The 17,500-nt window shown below is 60.2% G+C and carries 14 protein-coding genes and 2 tRNA genes; 4 read left to right on the top strand and 12 right to left on the bottom strand.

Annotation, left to right across the window (positions count from 1 at the left end; translation table 11 throughout):
- Positions 1–31: 31 nt before the first annotated feature.
- The 5 genes from asd to leuC form a co-directional block, all read right to left on the bottom strand.
- Positions 32–1,144: an aspartate-semialdehyde dehydrogenase gene (gene asd, locus ACZRJ6_RS23740; RefSeq protein ID WP_133102956.1), complete on the bottom strand. Its 1,113-nt coding sequence runs from the start codon at positions 1,142–1,144 to the stop codon at positions 32–34.
- A gap of 64 nt (positions 1,145–1,208) precedes the next feature.
- On the bottom strand, positions 1,209–2,291 hold the full coding sequence (gene leuB, locus ACZRJ6_RS23735; RefSeq protein ID WP_463970411.1) for a 3-isopropylmalate dehydrogenase: 1,083 nt from the start codon (positions 2,289–2,291) through the stop codon (positions 1,209–1,211).
- Positions 2,292–2,342: 51 nt separating this feature from the next.
- On the bottom strand, positions 2,343–3,107 hold the full coding sequence (locus tag ACZRJ6_RS23730; RefSeq protein WP_463970412.1) for a class I SAM-dependent methyltransferase: 765 nt from the start codon (positions 3,105–3,107) through the stop codon (positions 2,343–2,345).
- 133 nt (positions 3,108–3,240) lie between these two features.
- Positions 3,241–3,885, bottom strand: a complete 645-nt coding sequence (gene leuD, locus ACZRJ6_RS23725) for a 3-isopropylmalate dehydratase small subunit (protein WP_149413710.1) — start codon at positions 3,883–3,885, stop codon at positions 3,241–3,243.
- A gap of 10 nt (positions 3,886–3,895) precedes the next feature.
- On the bottom strand, positions 3,896–5,314 hold the full coding sequence (leuC, locus tag ACZRJ6_RS23720; protein WP_463970413.1) for a 3-isopropylmalate dehydratase large subunit: 1,419 nt from the start codon (positions 5,312–5,314) through the stop codon (positions 3,896–3,898).
- Between the two features lie 143 nt (positions 5,315–5,457).
- On the opposite strand from leuC, the gene ACZRJ6_RS23715 reads away from it, so the two are divergent.
- Together ACZRJ6_RS23715 and ACZRJ6_RS23710 are read left to right on the top strand one after the other, a co-directional pair.
- Positions 5,458–6,348 (top strand): LysR family transcriptional regulator, encoded by an 891-nt coding sequence (locus tag ACZRJ6_RS23715; protein WP_463970414.1) that lies wholly within the window; start codon positions 5,458–5,460, stop codon positions 6,346–6,348.
- A 63-nt stretch (positions 6,349–6,411) separates the two neighbouring features.
- Positions 6,412–9,690, top strand: a complete 3,279-nt coding sequence (locus ACZRJ6_RS23710) for an EAL domain-containing protein (protein WP_463970415.1) — start codon at positions 6,412–6,414, stop codon at positions 9,688–9,690.
- Here ACZRJ6_RS23710 and ACZRJ6_RS23705 read toward each other — a convergent pair.
- From ACZRJ6_RS23705 to gltX, 7 genes are all read right to left on the bottom strand, one after another.
- Positions 9,671–10,666 (bottom strand): tRNA dihydrouridine synthase, encoded by a 996-nt coding sequence (locus tag ACZRJ6_RS23705; protein ID WP_463970416.1) that lies wholly within the window; start codon positions 10,664–10,666, stop codon positions 9,671–9,673. The genes ACZRJ6_RS23710 and ACZRJ6_RS23705 overlap by 20 nt on opposite strands.
- A gap of 67 nt (positions 10,667–10,733) precedes the next feature.
- Positions 10,734–11,165: an acyl-CoA thioesterase gene (locus ACZRJ6_RS23700; protein ID WP_463970417.1), complete on the bottom strand. Its 432-nt coding sequence runs from the start codon at positions 11,163–11,165 to the stop codon at positions 10,734–10,736.
- Between the two features lie 50 nt (positions 11,166–11,215).
- Complete coding sequence (locus tag ACZRJ6_RS23695) at positions 11,216–12,049, bottom strand: alpha/beta fold hydrolase (RefSeq protein WP_463970418.1); 834 nt, start codon at positions 12,047–12,049, stop codon at positions 11,216–11,218.
- Between the two features lie 28 nt (positions 12,050–12,077).
- The gene (locus ACZRJ6_RS23690; protein WP_463970419.1) at positions 12,078–12,617 is read right to left on the bottom strand and encodes a TetR/AcrR family transcriptional regulator; all 540 of its coding nucleotides are present in this window, start codon (positions 12,615–12,617) and stop codon (positions 12,078–12,080) included.
- Positions 12,618–12,796: 179 nt separating this feature from the next.
- Positions 12,797–12,872, bottom strand: a tRNA-Glu gene (locus ACZRJ6_RS23685).
- Positions 12,873–12,950: 78 nt separating this feature from the next.
- A tRNA-Ala gene (locus tag ACZRJ6_RS23680) sits at positions 12,951–13,026 on the bottom strand.
- 147 nt (positions 13,027–13,173) lie between these two features.
- A complete protein-coding gene (gltX, locus tag ACZRJ6_RS23675) occupies positions 13,174–14,655 on the bottom strand; it encodes a glutamate--tRNA ligase (protein WP_463970420.1) in 1,482 nt (493 codons plus the stop codon).
- Between the two features lie 206 nt (positions 14,656–14,861).
- Here gltX and ACZRJ6_RS23670 point away from each other — a divergent pair, with 206 nt between their 5' ends.
- Positions 14,862–15,908 carry an HlyD family secretion protein gene (locus ACZRJ6_RS23670; protein ID WP_463970421.1) on the top strand — a complete coding sequence of 349 codons (1,047 nt, stop codon included), beginning with the start codon at positions 14,862–14,864 and terminating at the stop codon, positions 15,906–15,908.
- Positions 15,898–17,448 carry an MDR family MFS transporter gene (locus tag ACZRJ6_RS23665; RefSeq protein ID WP_463970422.1) on the top strand — a complete coding sequence of 517 codons (1,551 nt, stop codon included), beginning with the start codon at positions 15,898–15,900 and terminating at the stop codon, positions 17,446–17,448. The genes ACZRJ6_RS23670 and ACZRJ6_RS23665 overlap by 11 nt, the downstream gene beginning before the upstream one ends.
- Positions 17,449–17,500: the final 52 nt, after the last annotated feature.

Here is a 17,500-nt window from a genome sequence, read left to right as displayed (position 1 = left end):
GCGCGGGTTTCTTCATTATTGCCTTACGCGATCAACGCTCCAGCAAGATCCGCAGCATGCGACGCAGCGGCTCGGCCGCGCCCCACAGCAATTGGTCGCCAACAGTGAACGCGCCCAGGTACTGGGTACCCATGTTCAACTTGCGCAGACGGCCAATCGGCACATTCAGGGTGCCGGTGACCTTGGTCGGACTCAGCTCCTGCATGCTGATTTCACGCTGGTTCGGCACCAGCTTGACCCAGGGGTTGTGCTGGCTGATCAGTCCTTCGATATCGGCGATCGGCACGTCTTTGTTGAGCTTGATGGTCAGCGCCTGGCTGTGGCAACGCATGGCGCCGATACGCACACAGATACCATCCACCGGAATCGGGCTCTTGAAGCGACCGAGGATCTTGTTAGTCTCGGCCTGGGCCTTCCACTCTTCGCGACTCTGGCCGTTAGGCAGTTCCTTGTCGATCCACGGGATCAGGCTGCCAGCCAGCGGCACACCGAAGTTCTCGGTTGGGTAGGCATCACTGCGCATGGCTTCGGCGACACGGCGGTCGATGTCGAGAATGGCGCTGGCCGGATCGGCCAGTTGATCGGCGACAGCGGCGTGGGTGGCGCCCATTTGCTTGATCAGTTCACGCATGTTCTGCGCGCCAGCACCGGAGGCCGCCTGATAGGTCATGGCGCTCATCCACTCCACCAGGCCGGCTTCGAACAAGCCGCCCAGGCCCATCAGCATCAGGCTGACGGTGCAGTTGCCGCCGATGTAGTTCTTGGTCCCGGCGTCGAGCTGCTGGTCGATGACCCTGCGGTTCACCGGGTCGAGGACGATGACCGCGTCATCCTGCATGCGCAGGCTGGAGGCGGCGTCGATCCAGTAACCCTGCCAGCCGGCTTCGCGCAGCTTGGGGAATACTTCGCTGGTGTAGTCGCCACCCTGGCAGGTCAGGATCACGTCGAGGGTTTTCAGCTCTTCAATGTTGTAGGCGTCCTTGAGCGGAGCAATGTCCTTGCCCACAGACGGCCCTTGGCCACCAACGTTGGAAGTGGTGAAAAACACCGGCTCAATAAGATCGAAATCCTGCTCTTCCAGCATCCGCTGCATGAGCACGGAACCGACCATACCGCGCCAACCGATCAGACCTACACGTTTCATCGCAACTACACCTTGTTCAAAAGTGGGCCGCCCGGCAGCAACAACTGCAAGCGGGCCCGAGAGATTACAGATTCCGCAGCGCGGCGACTACTGCGTCGCCCATTTCCTGCGTCCCGACCTTGGTGCAACCCTGCGACCATATGTCGCCAGTGCGCAGGCCTTGATCCAGCACCAGGCTTACCGCCTTCTCGATGGCGTCTGCCGCGTCGCCCAGGCTGAAGCTATAACGCAACATCATCGACACCGACAAAATGGTCGCCAACGGGTTGGCAATGCCAAGGCCAGCGATATCCGGCGCCGAACCATGGCAAGGCTCGTACATGCCCTTGTTGTTGGTGTCCAGGGACGCCGACGGCAGCATGCCGATGGAGCCGGTGAGCATCGACGCCTGGTCGGACAGGATATCGCCGAACAGGTTGTCGGTGACGATCACGTCAAACTGCTTGGGTGCACGCACCAGCTGCATGGCGGCGTTGTCGACGTACATGTGACTCAGCTCGACGTCCGGGTAGTCCTGGGCCACTTGCTCGACGATTTCACGCCACAGTTGGCTGGAAGCCAGCACGTTGGCCTTGTCCACCGAGCACAGCTTCTTGCCGCGCACCCGCGCCATATCGAAACCGACACGGGCGATACGGCGGATTTCGCTTTCGCTGTACGGCAGGGTGTCGTAGGCCTGACGCTCGCCGTTTTCCAGTTCGCGCACGCCACGGGGCGAGCCGAAGTAGATACCGCCGGTCAGCTCACGAACGATCAGGATGTCCAGACCGGCAACGATTTCCGGCTTCAAACTGGAGGCGTCAGCCAGTTGCGGGTACAGGATCGCCGGGCGCAGGTTGCCGAACAGGCCCAACTGCGCACGAATTTTCAGCAGGCCGCGCTCAGGGCGGATGTCACGTTCGATCTTGTCCCATTTCGGGCCACCCACGGCGCCCAGCAACACGGCGTCGGCTGCACGAGCACGGTCCAGGGTTTCGTCGGCCAGGGGCACGCCGTATTTGTCGATGGCGGCGCCGCCGATGACATCGTGGCTAAATTCGAAGTCCAGGCTGTATTTCTCGTTAGCCAGTTCCAGCACCTTGACCGCTTCGGCCATGATTTCCGGACCAATGCCGTCGCCTGGGAGAATCAGAATCTGCTTGCTCATGCTTTCCTCATTTCATCGGGCGACCCGCCCACAGGCAGGTCGGGAACAATTCTAGCGTTCGGCCCACACCACCAGCACGTCGGTGCTGAAGGAGCCGTCGGCTTCAATTTCAAAATAATCGCGGACTTCCTGGCCCATAGCCTGCTGCAACTGCAGGATGGCGGCGCGCAAGACTTGCGGCGTGCGCATGCGTTCAACCCAGGAGCTGTATTCCAGGCGCAGGCGCTGGCGGCTGCTGTTGCGCACGTGCAAACCGGCTTCGCTGATCTGGCGCATCCACTCACCGGCGGAGTAATCGCGCACATGACTGGTGTCGCGCAGCACTTCGACGGTTTGCAGGTAAGTGTCCAACAGCGGGCTGCCCGGTGACAAGACGTCGACGAAAGCAGCTACACCGCCAGGCTTGAGCACCCGGCGCACTTCCCGCAGGGCCAGGCCGAGGTCGCTCCAGTGGTGAGCCGAGTAACGGCTGAACACGAAATCGAATTCGCCATCGGCGAACGGTAAGCGTTCGGCGGCGCCCTGCACGGTGCTGATGTTGCTCAGCCCGCGATCCACGGCAGCGGCGGCGACCACGTCGAGCATTTGTTGCGACAGGTCGTAGGCCACCACGTCTTTAACCAGCGGCGCAACATGGAAGCTGACATGACCAGCACCGCAACCCAAGTCCAGCAGTCGTGCAGCGCCCTGCCCGGCCAGCTCGGCCTGTAGCAGTGCGAATTCGGTGCCTTGAGCGTGAACAGCACTGCTCAGGTAGGCCGAGGCCTGTTCACCGAATTGTTTTTGTACGACTTGGGTGTGGACGGTGCTGGTCATCGTCATTTCCTTATTGGAGTGCTTCTTTTTGCAGGAGCAAGCTTGCTCACGAAGGTCGCCAGCGATAACGCTGGGAACCTGACACCCAACGGCGCTCTCAGGTTTTTCGCGAGCTAGCTCGCTCCTACAGTTTTTACGCGTCGCGAAACAACCACGGCTGGCTCGCCCGGTGCTTGGCTTCAAACGCAGCAATCGCCTCGCCGTCCTGCAAGGTCAAGCCGATATCGTCCAGGCCATTGATCAGGCAATGTTTGCGGAAGGCGTCGAGTTCAAAGCTCAGCACCTTGCCATCCGGACGGGTAACGGTTTGCGCCGCGAGGTCGATCTTCAGCTCATAGCCAGGATTGGCTTCCACCTGCTGGAACAGCTCATCGACTTCAGCATCGCTCAAGATGATCGGCAGCAAGCCGTTCTTGAAGCTGTTGTTGAAGAAGATATCGGCATAGCTCGGCGCGATGATGCTGCGAAAGCCATATTCTTCCAGGGCCCACGGCGCGTGTTCACGGCTGGAGCCGCAGCCGAAGTTTTCCCGGGCCAGCAGCACGCTGGCGCCCTGGTAGCGCTCGGCGTTGAGCACGAAGTCCTTGTTCAACGGGCGCTTGGAGTTGTCCTGGTAGGCGTAGCCCACGTCCAGGTAGCGCCACTCGTCGAACAGGTTAGGGCCGAAGCCAGTGCGCTTGATCGATTTCAAGAACTGCTTGGGAATGATCTGATCGGTGTCGACGTTGGCACGGTCCAACGGCGCGACTAAACCTGTGTGTTGGGTAAAAGCTCTCATCGGGTATTCCTCAGATCAATTCGCGAACGTCGATGAAACGACCGTTGACGGCAGCGGCTGCGGCCATGGCCGGGCTCACCAGGTGGGTACGACCACCGGTGCCCTGACGCCCTTCGAAGTTACGGTTGGAGGTAGACGCGCAATGCTCGCCCGACTCCAAACGGTCCGGGTTCATCGCCAGGCACATGGAACAGCCCGGCTCACGCCATTCAAAACCGGCTTCGAGGAAGATCTTGTCCAGGCCTTCGGCCTCGGCTTGCGCCTTAACCAGGCCCGAACCCGGGACCACGATCGCCTGCTTGATGGTCGAAGCGACTTTGCGGCCCTTGGCGATCACGGCCGCCGCGCGCAAGTCTTCGATCCGCGAGTTGGTGCAAGAGCCGATGAATACGCGATCCAGCTGAATATCGGTAATCGCCTGATTGGCTTTCAAGCCCATGTACTTTAAGGCACGTTCGATGGAACCGCGCTTGACCAGATCGGTTTCCTTGGCCGGGTCCGGGACGTTTTGATCAACCGCCAGGACCATTTCCGGGGAGGTGCCCCAGCTGACTTGCGGCTTGATCTGCGTGGCATCGAGCTTGACCACGGTGTCGAACACCGCATCCTCGTCAGACACCAAATCTTTCCAGGCTTCGACCGCCGCATCCCACTCGGCAGCTTTCGGTGCGAATGGGCGTCCCTTGACGTAGGCAACGGTCTTTTCGTCTGCTGCCACCAGGCCCACACGGGCGCCGGCTTCGATGGACATGTTGCAGATCGTCATGCGGCCCTCGACGGACAGGTCACGAATGGCGCTGCCAGCAAATTCGATGGCATGGCCGTTACCGCCGGCGGTGCCGATCTTGCCGATGATGGCGAGGACGATGTCCTTGGCGGTCACGCCGAAGGGCAACTCACCTTCGACGACTACCTGCATGTTCTTCATTTTTTTGGCAACCAGGCACTGGGTGGCGAACACATGCTCCACCTCGGACGTGCCGATGCCATGAGCCAAGGCGCCGAACGCACCGTGGGTCGAGGTGTGGGAGTCGCCGCAGACCACGGTCATGCCTGGCAAGGTGGCGCCCTGCTCAGGGCCGATGACGTGGACGATGCCCTGGCGCACGTCATTCATTTTGAATTCGGTGATGCCGTACTCGTCGCAATAGTCGTCGAGGGTCTGGACCTGCAAGCGCGAGACCGTGTCGGCAATGGCGTCGATACCGCCCTTGCGTTCAGGGGTGGTCGGCACGTTGTGGTCTGGCGTGGCGATGATCGAGTCGACGCGCCAAGGCTTGCGCCCGGCCAGTCGCAGGCCTTCAAACGCTTGGGGCGAGGTCACTTCATGGATGATGTGACGGTCGATATAGATCAGCGACGACCCATCATCACGCCGTTTCACTTCATGGGAATCCCAAAGCTTGTCGTAAAGCGTTTTGCCGGCCATCAGTCGGTCCTCATCAGCTTTTCTTTCTATGCCGTGGGTTTTGTTCAATAACCCCTTGGCTTGTGAGGTCGATCCTATGGGGTTACATTAAATAACTCAAATTCATATTTTTCATGCTTTGGATAACCAATTGGAATACCACCATGGACCTGGCCAACCTCAATACTTTTATAGCCATCGCCGAGACCGGCAGCTTCTCCGGTGCCGGTGAACGGCTGCACCTGACCCAACCGGCCATCAGCAAGCGCATCGCCGGTTTAGAGCAGCAATTGAAGGTGCGCTTGTTCGACCGCCTGGGCCGTGAAGTGGGCTTGACCGAGGCCGGCCGGGAGCTTTTGCCCAGGGCATATCAGATTCTCAACGTACTGGATGACACCCGCCGCGCCCTGACTAACCTGACCGGGAAGGTCACCGGACGGCTAACCCTGGCCACCAGCCACCACATCGGCCTGCACCGCCTGCCGCCGGTATTGCGTGCGTTTACTCGGCAATACCCGGAAGTAGCCCTGGATATTCAGTTTCTCGATTCGGAAGTGGCCTACGAAGAAATCCTCCATGGCCGCGCCGAAGTAGCGGTGATTACCCTGGCGCCGGAGCCGCATACACTGGTACGAGCGACACTGGTGTGGGATGACCCGCTGGATTTCGTGGTGGCGCCAGAACACAGCCTGGTCAATAACGGTACGGTCAACCTGGCCGACATCGCCCGGCACCCGGCGGTATTTCCCGGCGGCAACACCTTTACCCACCATATAGTGCAACGGCTGTTCGAGGCCCAGGGCCTGACGCCGAACATCGCCATGAGTACCAACTACCTGGAAACCATCAAGATGATGGTCTCCATCGGCCTGGCCTGGAGCGTGTTGCCGCGCACCATGCTTGATGAACAGGTGACAAGTATTGCTTTGCCGGGCATACAGCTCAGTCGCCAGCTAGGCTATATCGTGCACACCGAAAGGACACTGTCGAACGCTGCGCGGGCTTTCATGAGCCTATTGGATGCACAGGTCGATCCGGCAGGGATGCCGGCCTGAAGCCGTGCGGCCCGTAGACCCTGAACCCGCGCCGAACGCCCATCGAGCCAAGGCCCTTTGATAATGCGCAACCCCTTCAATACCGTGCCACCGCTGCCACGCATCTATGCCCTGGACCCCCAGGAGGCGGAGCAAAGCTGGGACAGCGCCCCGCAACTGCTGGCAGCGCTCAATGCCGCTCGGCTGGGCGCCTGGAGTTGGGAAATCGACAGCGGGCGGATCAGTTGGTCGCGGGGCACCCAGGCGTTGTTTGGTTTTGATCCCCGCCAGCCGCTGCCCAAGGACCTGGATTACCTCGACCTGCTGGCCGTCGAGGACCGCGAGCGGGTGGTCCGCGCCTTTCACGCCGTGCTGGCCGGCGAACCCTTCGCGAACGCCATGCACCACCGCATTCAATGGCCCGATGGCAGCCTGCACTGGCTGGAAATCAATGGCAGCCTGCTACCAGACAAGACAGGCAGGCGGCGAATGATCGGCGTGATTCGCGAGATCACCCACCAGCGCGAGCGGGAACATGCCCTCAGCCATTCGGAAAAACGCTTCGCCACGCTGTTCCACCTGTGCCCCAATATGGTTCTGCTGACCCGCCAGGAAGATGGCCTGATCAGCGAGGCCAACCAGTATTTCGAAAGTTTGTTCGGCTGGCCGGTGACCGACGTCATTGGCCGCACCACGCTGGACCTGGGCTTGTGGGTACACCCCGAGCAGCGCGCCCTGTTGGTCAAGGCCACACAACGCAAGGGCGAGCCCATCACCATGGAGGTGCAGTTTCGCTCCAGCAACGGCCAGATGCATGACGGCACCCTCAGCGCCCAGAAAGTAGAATTGGAGGGCCAGGCCTACCTGATCAGCACCTTCCTCGACACCACCGAACGCAAGAGCGCCGAGCTAGCCCTCAAGGACAGCCAGGAGCGCCTGGACCTGGCCCTGGATTCAGCACAACTGGGTACCTGGGACTGGCACATTCCCAGCGGCATGCTCTATGGCTCGGCCCGCGCCGCACAGCTGCACGGCCTGGAACCCCAGCCATTTCACGAGTCTTTCGACGCCTTTTTTGAAGGCATGCCCGATGAGGAGCGGGAAAACATGCGCCATGCCTATCGCACGCTTCGCGAAGGCCCGGCGGGCAATTACCAACTGACCTACCGCGTACAGTTGGAAGACGGCAGCTCGCGCTACCTGGAAAGCCGCGCCCGCCTCTACCGCAACGACCAAGGCCAGCCGTTACGCATGGCCGGGACCTTGCTCGACATCACTGACCAGGTGGAGCGCGAACAGCGCCTTAGCGCCTCCGAAGAAAAATTCGCCAGCCTGTTCCTCGCCAGCCCCGACCCGATTTGTGTCACGGGCCTGGAAAGCGGCCAGTTCATCGAGATCAACCCCAGCTTCACCCAGACCTTCGGCTGGACTGCAGACGAGGTGATCAACAACAGCGCCGAGCAAATCGGCCTGTGGGACGAATCCACCAGGAGCCTGCAACGCATTGAACAGGTGATCCGCGAACAAGCCCTGAGCAACGTGGCGATCATCGCCCATCACAAAAATGGCCAGCGCCTGACCTGCGTGATTTCCAGTCGCCTGATCAAGGTCGGAAACCAGCCCTGCGTCGTGACCACCCTGCGGGACATCACCCAGCAGCAACGCTCGGAAGCCGCGCTCAAGGCAAGCGAGGAGAAGTTCGCCAAGGCGTTTCATTCCAGCCCCGATGCGGTGTCCATCACCGAACGCGACACCGGCCGTTATCTGGAGGTGAATGACGGATTCTGTCGCTTGACCGGCTACCGGGCTGACGAAGCCATAGGCCTGACGCTTTACCAGATCGGCATCTGGGCCGACGAGAACCAGCGGGCCGCGCTGCTGGCTGAACTTCAGATCAAGGGGCGCATCCATCATCTGGAAATGCTCTGGCACAACAAACGCGGGGAAATCCTGGCAGTTGAGGTGTCGGTGGAGCCGATCACCATCAATGAAACCCCGTGCCTGCTGCTGACCGCCAGGGACGTCAGCCTGTTGAAAAACGCGCAGGCGCAGATCCGTCACCTGGCCTATCACGACCCACTGACCAACCTACCCAATCGCGCATTATTGATGGACCGCCTGAGCCAGCAAATCGCCCTGCTCAAACGCCACAACCTGCGAGGCGCGCTGCTGTTTCTCGATCTGGATCACTTCAAGCACATCAACGACTCCCTCGGTCACCCGGTGGGCGACACAGTGCTGAAAATCGTCACCGCCCGCCTGGAAGCCAGCGTACGCATGGAAGACACGGTGGCACGCCTGGGAGGCGATGAGTTTGTGGTGCTGCTTAGCGGCCTGGAGGGTTCACGGGGGCAAGTCAGCAGACAGGTGCAGGAGTTGGCCGATACCCTGCGTGAACTGCTGTCGGAACCGATGTTTCTCGATGGGCATCGCTTGCAGGTCACCCCCAGCATTGGTGTCGCGCTGATTCCCGATCATGGCTCGACACCGGCAGATCTGCTCAAGCGCGCCGATATCGCGCTGTACAGGGCCAAGGACTCCGGGCGCAACACCATCCAGATGTTTCATAACAGCATGCAACGCACCGCCAGTGAGCGGCTGCGCATGGAAACCGACCTGCGGATGGCGCTGTCTCGTGGTGAGTTCAGCGTGCATTACCAGCCGCAAGTAGACGCCCGGGGCAACCGCATCGTGGGTGCCGAGGCCCTGGTGCGCTGGCAGCATCCGCAACTGGGGGCGCAATCTCCTGCTGAATTTATCAAGGTGCTGGAGGACAGCGGGTTGATTCTGGAGGTGGGCACTTGGATTCTCGACGAGGCCTGTGGTGCCTTCGCCCAACTGATTGCCGAAGGCCTGGTGGACCCGCTGAATTTCAGCCTGTGCGTGAACATCAGCCCCCGGCAATTTCGCCAGAATGACTTTGTCGAACGGGTCGAACGCAGCCTGAAGCAGCACAAGCTGCCCTTTACTCTGCTGAAACTGGAAATTACCGAAGGCATCGTGATCCAGAACCTGGATGACACAATCAGTAAGATGCGCCGCCTGAAGAAACTCGGCGTCAGCTTTGCCATGGATGATTTTGGTACCGGCTATTCATCGCTCACCTACCTCAAGCGTCTACCCGTGGACGCGCTGAAGATCGACCAGTCCTTCGTACGCGATGCCACCCACGACCCCAACGACGCGGAAATCATTCGCGCCATCGTGGCCATGGCCCGCAGCTTGAACCTGGAGGTGATTGCCGAGGGCGTGGAGACACTTGAGCAACTGGCATTTTTGCAGGGCTTAGGCTGTCATTTGTATCAGGGGTATTTGCACAGTCGGCCACTGCCGATGGAGGGGTTCAAGCAATTGCTGGTGTAGTCAAACGTGAAAAGGGCTCACCTTGCGTAAGGTGAGCCATCCCCAGTAAACGACTAACCTGCCCCAGATCGGTTTCCCGGCGCATTGCCGTAAAGAGCTCCACCGCCTCGGGATAGTTACGGGTCAGCATCGCCAGCCACTGCTTTAAACGGCCCGGAGCCTGGCGCTCAGTGAGTTGCGCGACAGATTGCGTCCAGAACTCGTGGAGCATGGGTTGCATTTGCGCCCAGGTCATTTCCACCACATCCTCGCCCGCACGAGCAGCAGCGATCTGCCGAGCCAGGTCGGGACGGGCCACCAGGCCGCGACCGAGCATAATGTCCTCGACACCGCTGATTTCCCGGCAACGACGCCAGTCTTCGACGCTCCAGATATCGCCGTTGGCGAACACCGGCACCTTGACTACGTCCTGCACACGGGGAATCCATTCCCAATGAGCAGGGGGTTTGTAGCCATCCGCCTTGGTGCGGGCATGGACGACGATGTGCGCGGCGCCGCCTTCAGCCAGGGCGGTGGCGCAGACCAACGCGCCATCCGGGCTGTCGAAGCCCAGGCGCATCTTCGCGGTGACCGGAATATGTGCTGGTACTGCACGGCGCACATGCTCGACGATCTGGTTGAGCAGTTCCGGCTCCTTGAGCAACACTGCGCCGCCACGGGATTTGTTGACGGTCTTGGCCGGGCAACCAAAATTCAGATCGATAACTTCAGAGCCCAGCTCGCAAGCCAAGGCGGCGTTTTCCGCCAGGCACACCGGATCAGACCCGAGCAATTGCACGCGCAGCGGCACGCCCGCAGCGGTTTTGGCGCCGTGCAGCAATTCTGGAGCAAGCTTGTGGAAATAGGCCGGCGTCAGCAGGCGGTCGTTGACCCGAATGAACTCGGTCACACACCAATCGATACCGCCGACCTGGGTCAGCACGTCACGCAGGATGTTGTCGACCAACCCCTCCATGGGCGCCAAAGCAATTTGCATGGGAAACACTCAACAAAAAACGTGGAGCAGTTTACTGGGTTTCCCACAGCAACCGTTAACCCCTGCGTCAGATACTCAATGCCTGGCCGTAACCTTCGATAAATTCCGCCGGCATGCGCTTGGGCTTGCCGCTGGACAGCTCGATGCAGACAAAGGTGGTTTGCGCCCGCAGCAAGGTGGTGCCATCGCTGGGGCGAACCAACTGGAAGCGCCGGGTCATTTTCAGGCGCTGGTCCCAGTCGACGATCCAGGTCGCCAGTTGCAGCTCGTCGCCTTCATAGCCAGCGGCCAGGTAGTCGATCTCATGACGGACCACCGCCATGGCACGATCCAGCCGCCGGTACTCGGTCAGGTCCAGCCCCAGACGCTGGGAATGGCGCCAGGCGCAGCGCTCCAGCCAGGACACGTACACCGCGTTATTGGCGTGGCCCAACCCGTCGATGTCCTCGGCAGCGATCTGCAGATCGATGATAAACGGCGTTGCCAAATCCCAGCCCATGCCTTGCTCCCGGTCGATTAATGTCGGCGGCGAGCAGTGTAACCCATGGTTCAGGCCGTTTGCCGCTCTGGCAGGCGGCGACCGGCCAGCAGCGCCAGTACGCCCTCCACCACCCGCGGATCGGCCAGCACTTTCTGGTGCCCGCCTTGCTCCAGGCGCAGCAGGCGGCTGTCGAACCAGGCGTCGTGAATCAACTGTGATTCCGTCACTGGCACGAACGTGTCGTCTTCGGCGTGGACAACCAGTCCCGGCATCTCCAATTGATAGTGGGCGACATCCAGGCGTGCCGCCTGAATTCCCACATCCCGCTCAACCTCACGGATAAATGCCGAACGCGCCCTGGGCGGCAAGCCGACCATGCGCGCATAACCGCGCAGCACACCCAGTATCCGCGCCGGGGCAGCAATGCTCACCAGCGCCTCAGTACGTAGGCCCAACTGGACAGCCAACATCGCACTGGCACCGCCCATGGAATGACCGATCACCGCGCGCAACGGCGGCAACTCGGCGGCTGCCTCCAGCATGGCACGGGCGAACAACACCACATTGGCCTCGCGCCCCGGCGAGCGGCCATGGGCCGGACCGTCCAGCGCTACCACCGAATACCCGGCATCCACCAGAGCGCTGATCAGACTGGCAAACTGAGTCGGCCGCCCTTCCCAGCCGTGCATCATCAATACGGTCGGTCCCTGCCCCCAGCGCAATGCCGACAGGCCGAAACGCAAGGTGATGCGCTCCGACTGCGCAAGCAACGGCAATTCCCAGTCCCTCGGCGGCAAATCCCTAGGCGTCATGAAAACCAGGCGCATCCTGCTGGCCACAGTTTGCGGCGCCAGCCAGCCCAAGGTGCCGTTGATGCCACGAATCCACTTTAACGTGCCCATCGCTCATTCCTCAGGCCAACGGCCACCTTCAGCGCACTGCCGACTTGGCGGCGCGCAATATCCGATCCGATAACTCACCCGGCCCCAAAGCACGGGCCAACGCCAGGCCACCGATCATCAAGGCCATGTCGGCCAGGACCTTATCGGTATCTTCAGGGGTAGCGGCCAATTGCGCGGCCATCAACTCGATGTGTTCAGTCAAGACTTCGCGAAATTCGTCTGGCAGGCGGCTCATTTCCCCCACCGTTGCCGGTATCGGGCAGGCCAGGGCTGTAGAGTCACGGTGCTTGCGTGACAGGTAAAACGCTGCCACCAAAGCCCGACGCTCTTCGCCCGTCAGTTCGGTATCCATCTCATCAATAGACGCTCGACGCCGCGCCAGCAATTGCTGGAAAGCCTCTAGCATCAAGGCATCCTTGCTTTCGAAGTGCGCGTAGAAGCCGCCCACCGTGAGCCCCGCCGCGCCCATGACTTCGCCGACACTCGGCTCGGCCGGGCCACGCTGGATCAGCGCGGCACTGGCGGCCTGCAGGATGCGTTCACGGGTTTGCGCTTTTTTATCGTTCATCGTCGCCTCCGAATATTACGATTGAAATATTATACGCATAATACTTCTGCGCAAGCTTTTCGTATGACCGCTGGTCAGAAGAACGTTTTGGAAGAGGGAGAATTGGCCAAACGCCAGACAAACAAAAGGGCCATTCAATAATTGAATGACCCTTAAAAATCCCGCATAGCGGGTAATCGTGGCGTCCCCTAGGGGACTCGAACCCCTGTTACCGCCGTGAAAGGGCGGTGTCCTAGGCCACTAGACGAAGGGGACACAAACCTTCTATACAACATGATCAAGCTAAGCCTGATCAATTCAAGGACGGTGTGGCCAGACCTTGAACCTGTAAATTGGTGGAGCTAAACGGGATCGAACCGTTGACCTCCTGCATGCCATGCAGGCGCTCTCCCAGCTGAGCTATAGCCCCTCATCGGTGAGGACGGGGCGAATCTTAATGGCGCTTTGGAAAGCTGTCAAATTTTTTCTCAACAATTTCCAAAGTTTTTTGTCGGCATAACAATCACTTACCGACCAAACCCCGGAAAACCGGGGTTTGGTCGACACAACAGCCCGGTTAAGCGATAGCGCCCAACAGCTTTTCCCATTCCTTGTTTTCTTTCTTCGACACACCACCAAGCAAATCAAGGGCTTGGCGCAGACGGAAACGGGTCAGGTCCGGGCCGAGGATTTCCATGGCATCAAGCACCGACACCGAGCTGGCTTGCCCGGTGATGGCGGCAAACATCAGCGGCATGGCATCGCGCAGCTTCAGCTCCAGAGACTCGACCACGGCCTGGATAGTCGCGGTGATCGGGTCCTTCTCCCACTGACGCAGGCCTTCCAGCTTCCACAGGATCAACTGCATCAATTGGCGAACCTGATCGCCCGACAGCTTCTTCGATTCGAACAACTTCACGTCCGGCGTCACGCCACCGGCAAAGAAGAACCCGGCCAACGGTGCGATCTGGCTGAAGGTTTCCACCCTGCCCTGCACGTGCGGTGCGATCTTCATCATGTACTCAGGGTTCAACGCCCACTGCTGCACGCGGCTGGCGAACTCTTCCACCGGCAGGTCACGCAGCCACTGGCCATTGAGCCAGGACAGTTTCTCAACGTCGAAGATCGGCCCGCCCAGGGAGACGCGCGACAGGTCGAAGTTGTCGACCATTTCCTGCAACGAGAACTTCTCACGCTCGTCCGGCATCGACCAGCCCATGCGACCCAGGTAGTTGAGCATCGCTTCGGGCATAAAGCCCATGCGCTCGTAGAAGGTCACCGAGGTCGGGTTCTTGCGCTTGGACAGCTTGCTCTTGTCCGGGTTACGCAACAGCGGCATGTAGCACAGCTGCGGCTGTTCCCAGCCGAAGTATTCGTAAAGCAGGATCAGTTTCGGCGCCGAAGGCAGCCATTCTTCGCCCCGCAGTACGTGAGTGATACCCATCAAGTGGTCATCGACGACGTTGGCCAGGAAGTAAGTTGGCAGGCCGTCGGTCTTCATCAGCACTTGCATGTCCATGCGATCCCACGGGATCTCGACATCGCCACGCAGCATGTCCGGGACCACGCAAATGCCTTCGCTCGGCACCTTCATGCGGATCACGTGAGGCTCGCCAGCGGCCAGGCGCTGGGCCACTTCTTCCTTGGAGAGCAGCAGCGCCCGACCGTCGTAGCGCGGAGTCTCGCCACGGGCCTGCTGCTCGGCGCGCATCTGGTCCAGCTCCTCGCTGGTGCAGAAGCACGGGAAGGCATGGCCCAGGTCGACCAGTTGCTGGGTGTACTTTTTGTAAATTTCGCTGCGCTCACTCTGACGGTACGGGCCGTGAGGGCCGCCCACATCCGGGCCTTCAGCCCAGGTGATACCGAGCCAGCGCAGAGCGTCGAAAATCTGCTGTTCCGACTCGCGGGTAGAGCGCAGTTGATCGGTGTCTTCGATCCGCAGGATGAATTCACCGCCATGCTGCTTGGCAAAGCAGTAGTTGAACAAAGCGATGTAGGCAGTGCCGACGTGGGGATCCCCAGTGGGCGATGGCGCGATGCGCGTGCGGACGGTGGTCATGGCGGGTCTCGAATGGGCGATAAAACTGAAATTGAAACAAGGGGCGAATGGTAACAGCCCGAAGCACTCGGGCTCCAGCGTATGGCGGCCAACAAAGGGCATATAAGCCAAGCTTCGGTCTATAGGAATGCTTTGACCGGACATGGCTATTTGCCAAATCGTTAGCTGGCTATATTTTATTACCTTTTGTTACCGACTCTGTCCTCATGCCTGCCCAACTCAAACGTCGCCTGTTTATCTTTCTGTTTATTGTCGCCCTGATCGCCCTGGGATTTTTCGCCCAGTGGTTCTTCAAAGGCCGCTTTTATGAAAGCACCGACAACGCCTACGTCCAAGGCGAAATTACCCGCGTCTCTAGCCAGCTCGGCGCGCGGATCGCCGAGGTCATGGTGGGCGATAACGAGCATGTGAAAAAAGGCCAGTTGCTGATCAAGCTCGAAGGTGACGATTTCCACCTGGCCGTGGACCGCGCCAACGCCGCCCTCGCCACCCGCGAAGCCGAGCGCTTGCAGGCCATGAGCAAATTGACCCAGCAAGCCAGCCTGATCGCAGCCGCAGACGCCCAGGTCTCCTCCAGCCAGGCCAGCCTCGGCCGTGCGCAGATCGACTTGTCCCGCGCGCAAACCTTGCGTAAACCCGGCTATGTTTCGGAAGAGCGGGTCACCACCCTCTCCGCCGACAACCATATCGCCCGCTCCCAAGTGGCCAAGGCCCAGGCAGATTTGCAAGGCCAGCGCCAACAGGTCAACGCCTTGAACGCCGAGATCAAGCGCCTCGATGCGCAGATCGCCAATGCCCACGCCGACCTGGCCCAGGCCGAACTGAACCTGACCCGCAGTGAAATCCACGCGCCCATCAGCGGCCTGATCGGCCAGCGCGCCGCCCGCAATGGCCAGTACGTGCAGGCCGGCGCTTATCTGCTGTCGATCGTTCCGGACCAGGACATCTGGGTCCAGGCCAACTTCAAGGAAACCCAGATCGGCCACATGCAGCCTGGGCAAAAGGCCGAGCTGACCTTCGACGCTTACGGTGACACGCCCATCGAAGCTCGCGTCGACAGCCTGTTCGCCGCCTCCGGCGCACAGTTCAGCCTGTTGCCGCCGGACAATGCCACCGGCAACTTCACTAAAGTCGTACAACGGATTCCGGTAAAACTGACCTTCGCCGCCGACAACCCGCTGCACGGTAAAATCCGCCCGGGCATGTCGGTCACCGTCAAAGTGAACATCAAAGACCCAGCCGATGACCGGTGATCAACTGCTGCGCCCGGTCGGCGAACCAACCCGGCGCGACTGGATCGCGGTGATGAGCGTGATGCTCGGCGCCTTTATGGCGGTGCTGGACATCCAGATCACCAACTCGTCCCTCAAGGATATCCAGGGCGCGCTGTCGGCCACCCTGGAAGAGGGCTCGTGGATTTCCACCTCATACCTGGTGGCGGAAATCATCATGATCCCCCTCACCGCCTGGCTGGTTCAGCTGTTGTCGGCACGCCGGTTGGCCGTGTGGGTTTCCGTCGGTTTTCTGATCGCCTCGTTGATGTGCTCCATGGCCTGGAGCCTGGAAAGTATGATCGTCTTTCGCGCTCTGCAAGGCTTTACCGGCGGCGCGCTGATCCCCCTGGCATTCACCCTGACCCTGATCAAGCTGCCCGAACACCACCGTGCCAAAGGCATGGCCATGTTCGCCATGACTGCCACCTTCGCCCCCTCCATCGGACCGACCATTGGCGGCTGGCTCACTGAAAACTGGGGCTGGGAGTACATTTTCTATATCAACGTGCCGCCGGGACTGCTACTGATTGCCGGGGTGCTCTACGGCCTGGAGAAAAAGGCGTCCAATTGGAACTTGCTGAAAAACACCGACTACACCGGCATCGTTACCCTCGCCGTGGGCCTGGGCTGTTTGCAGGTGTTTCTCGAAGAAGGCCACCGCAAGGACTGGCTGGAATCGAGCCTGATTGTCAGCCTGGGCAGCATCGCACTGCTGTGCCTGATCACCTTTGTCATCGTGCAGGTGTCCAAACCCAATCCGCTGATCAATCTGGGCATCCTGGGCAACCGCAATTTCGGCCTGTCGAGCATCTCCAGCCTGGGCATGGGCGTGGGGTTGTATGGCTCTATCTATCTGCTGCCGCTGTACCTGGCGCAGATCCAAAACTACAACGCCCTGCAAATCGGCGAAGTGATCATGTGGATGGGCATTCCTCAGCTGTTCCTGATTCCGCTGGTGCCCAAGCTGATGAAGTACGTGTCACCGAAATGGCTGTGCACGATAGGATTCGGGCTGTTCGGCCTGGCGAGTTTTTCCTCGGGGGTGCTCAATCCGGACTTTGCCGGCAGCCAGTTCAACCAGATCCAGATCATCCGCGCACTTGGGCAGCCGTTGATCATGGTGACCATTTCGTTGATTGCCACGGCGTATATCCTGCCCCAGGACGCCGGATCGGCGTCGAGCCTGTTCAACATCCTGCGTAACCTGGGCGGCGCGATTGGCATTGCGCTGTTGGCGACCTTGCTGGATGCGCGCGCCAAGACCTACTTTGATTATTTGCGCGAGGCCATTGTGCCGACCAACCCGCAAGTGGCCGAACGCATGGCGACATTGACGCAGATGTACGGCAATGAGACGGCGGCGCTGGGCAAGCTCAGTGAAATTGCCCATCAGCAGGCGCAGATCATGGCCTACAACGATGCGTTTCATTTTGTCGGATTGGCGCTGGGGATCAGCATGCTGGCGATTTTGTTGACCAAGGCGTTGCCGGCGGGCTTGAAGGCTGGGGAAGCCCACTAGACCGAGTCGCCGCCATCGCGGGCTTGCCCGCGATGAGGCCCTGGCAGTCACT

It is taken from the genome of Pseudomonas sp. C321 (assembly GCF_055407105.1).
The sequence above is the reverse complement of the archived record's forward strand: the minus strand, read 5'-3'. Positions and strand labels throughout refer to the sequence as shown.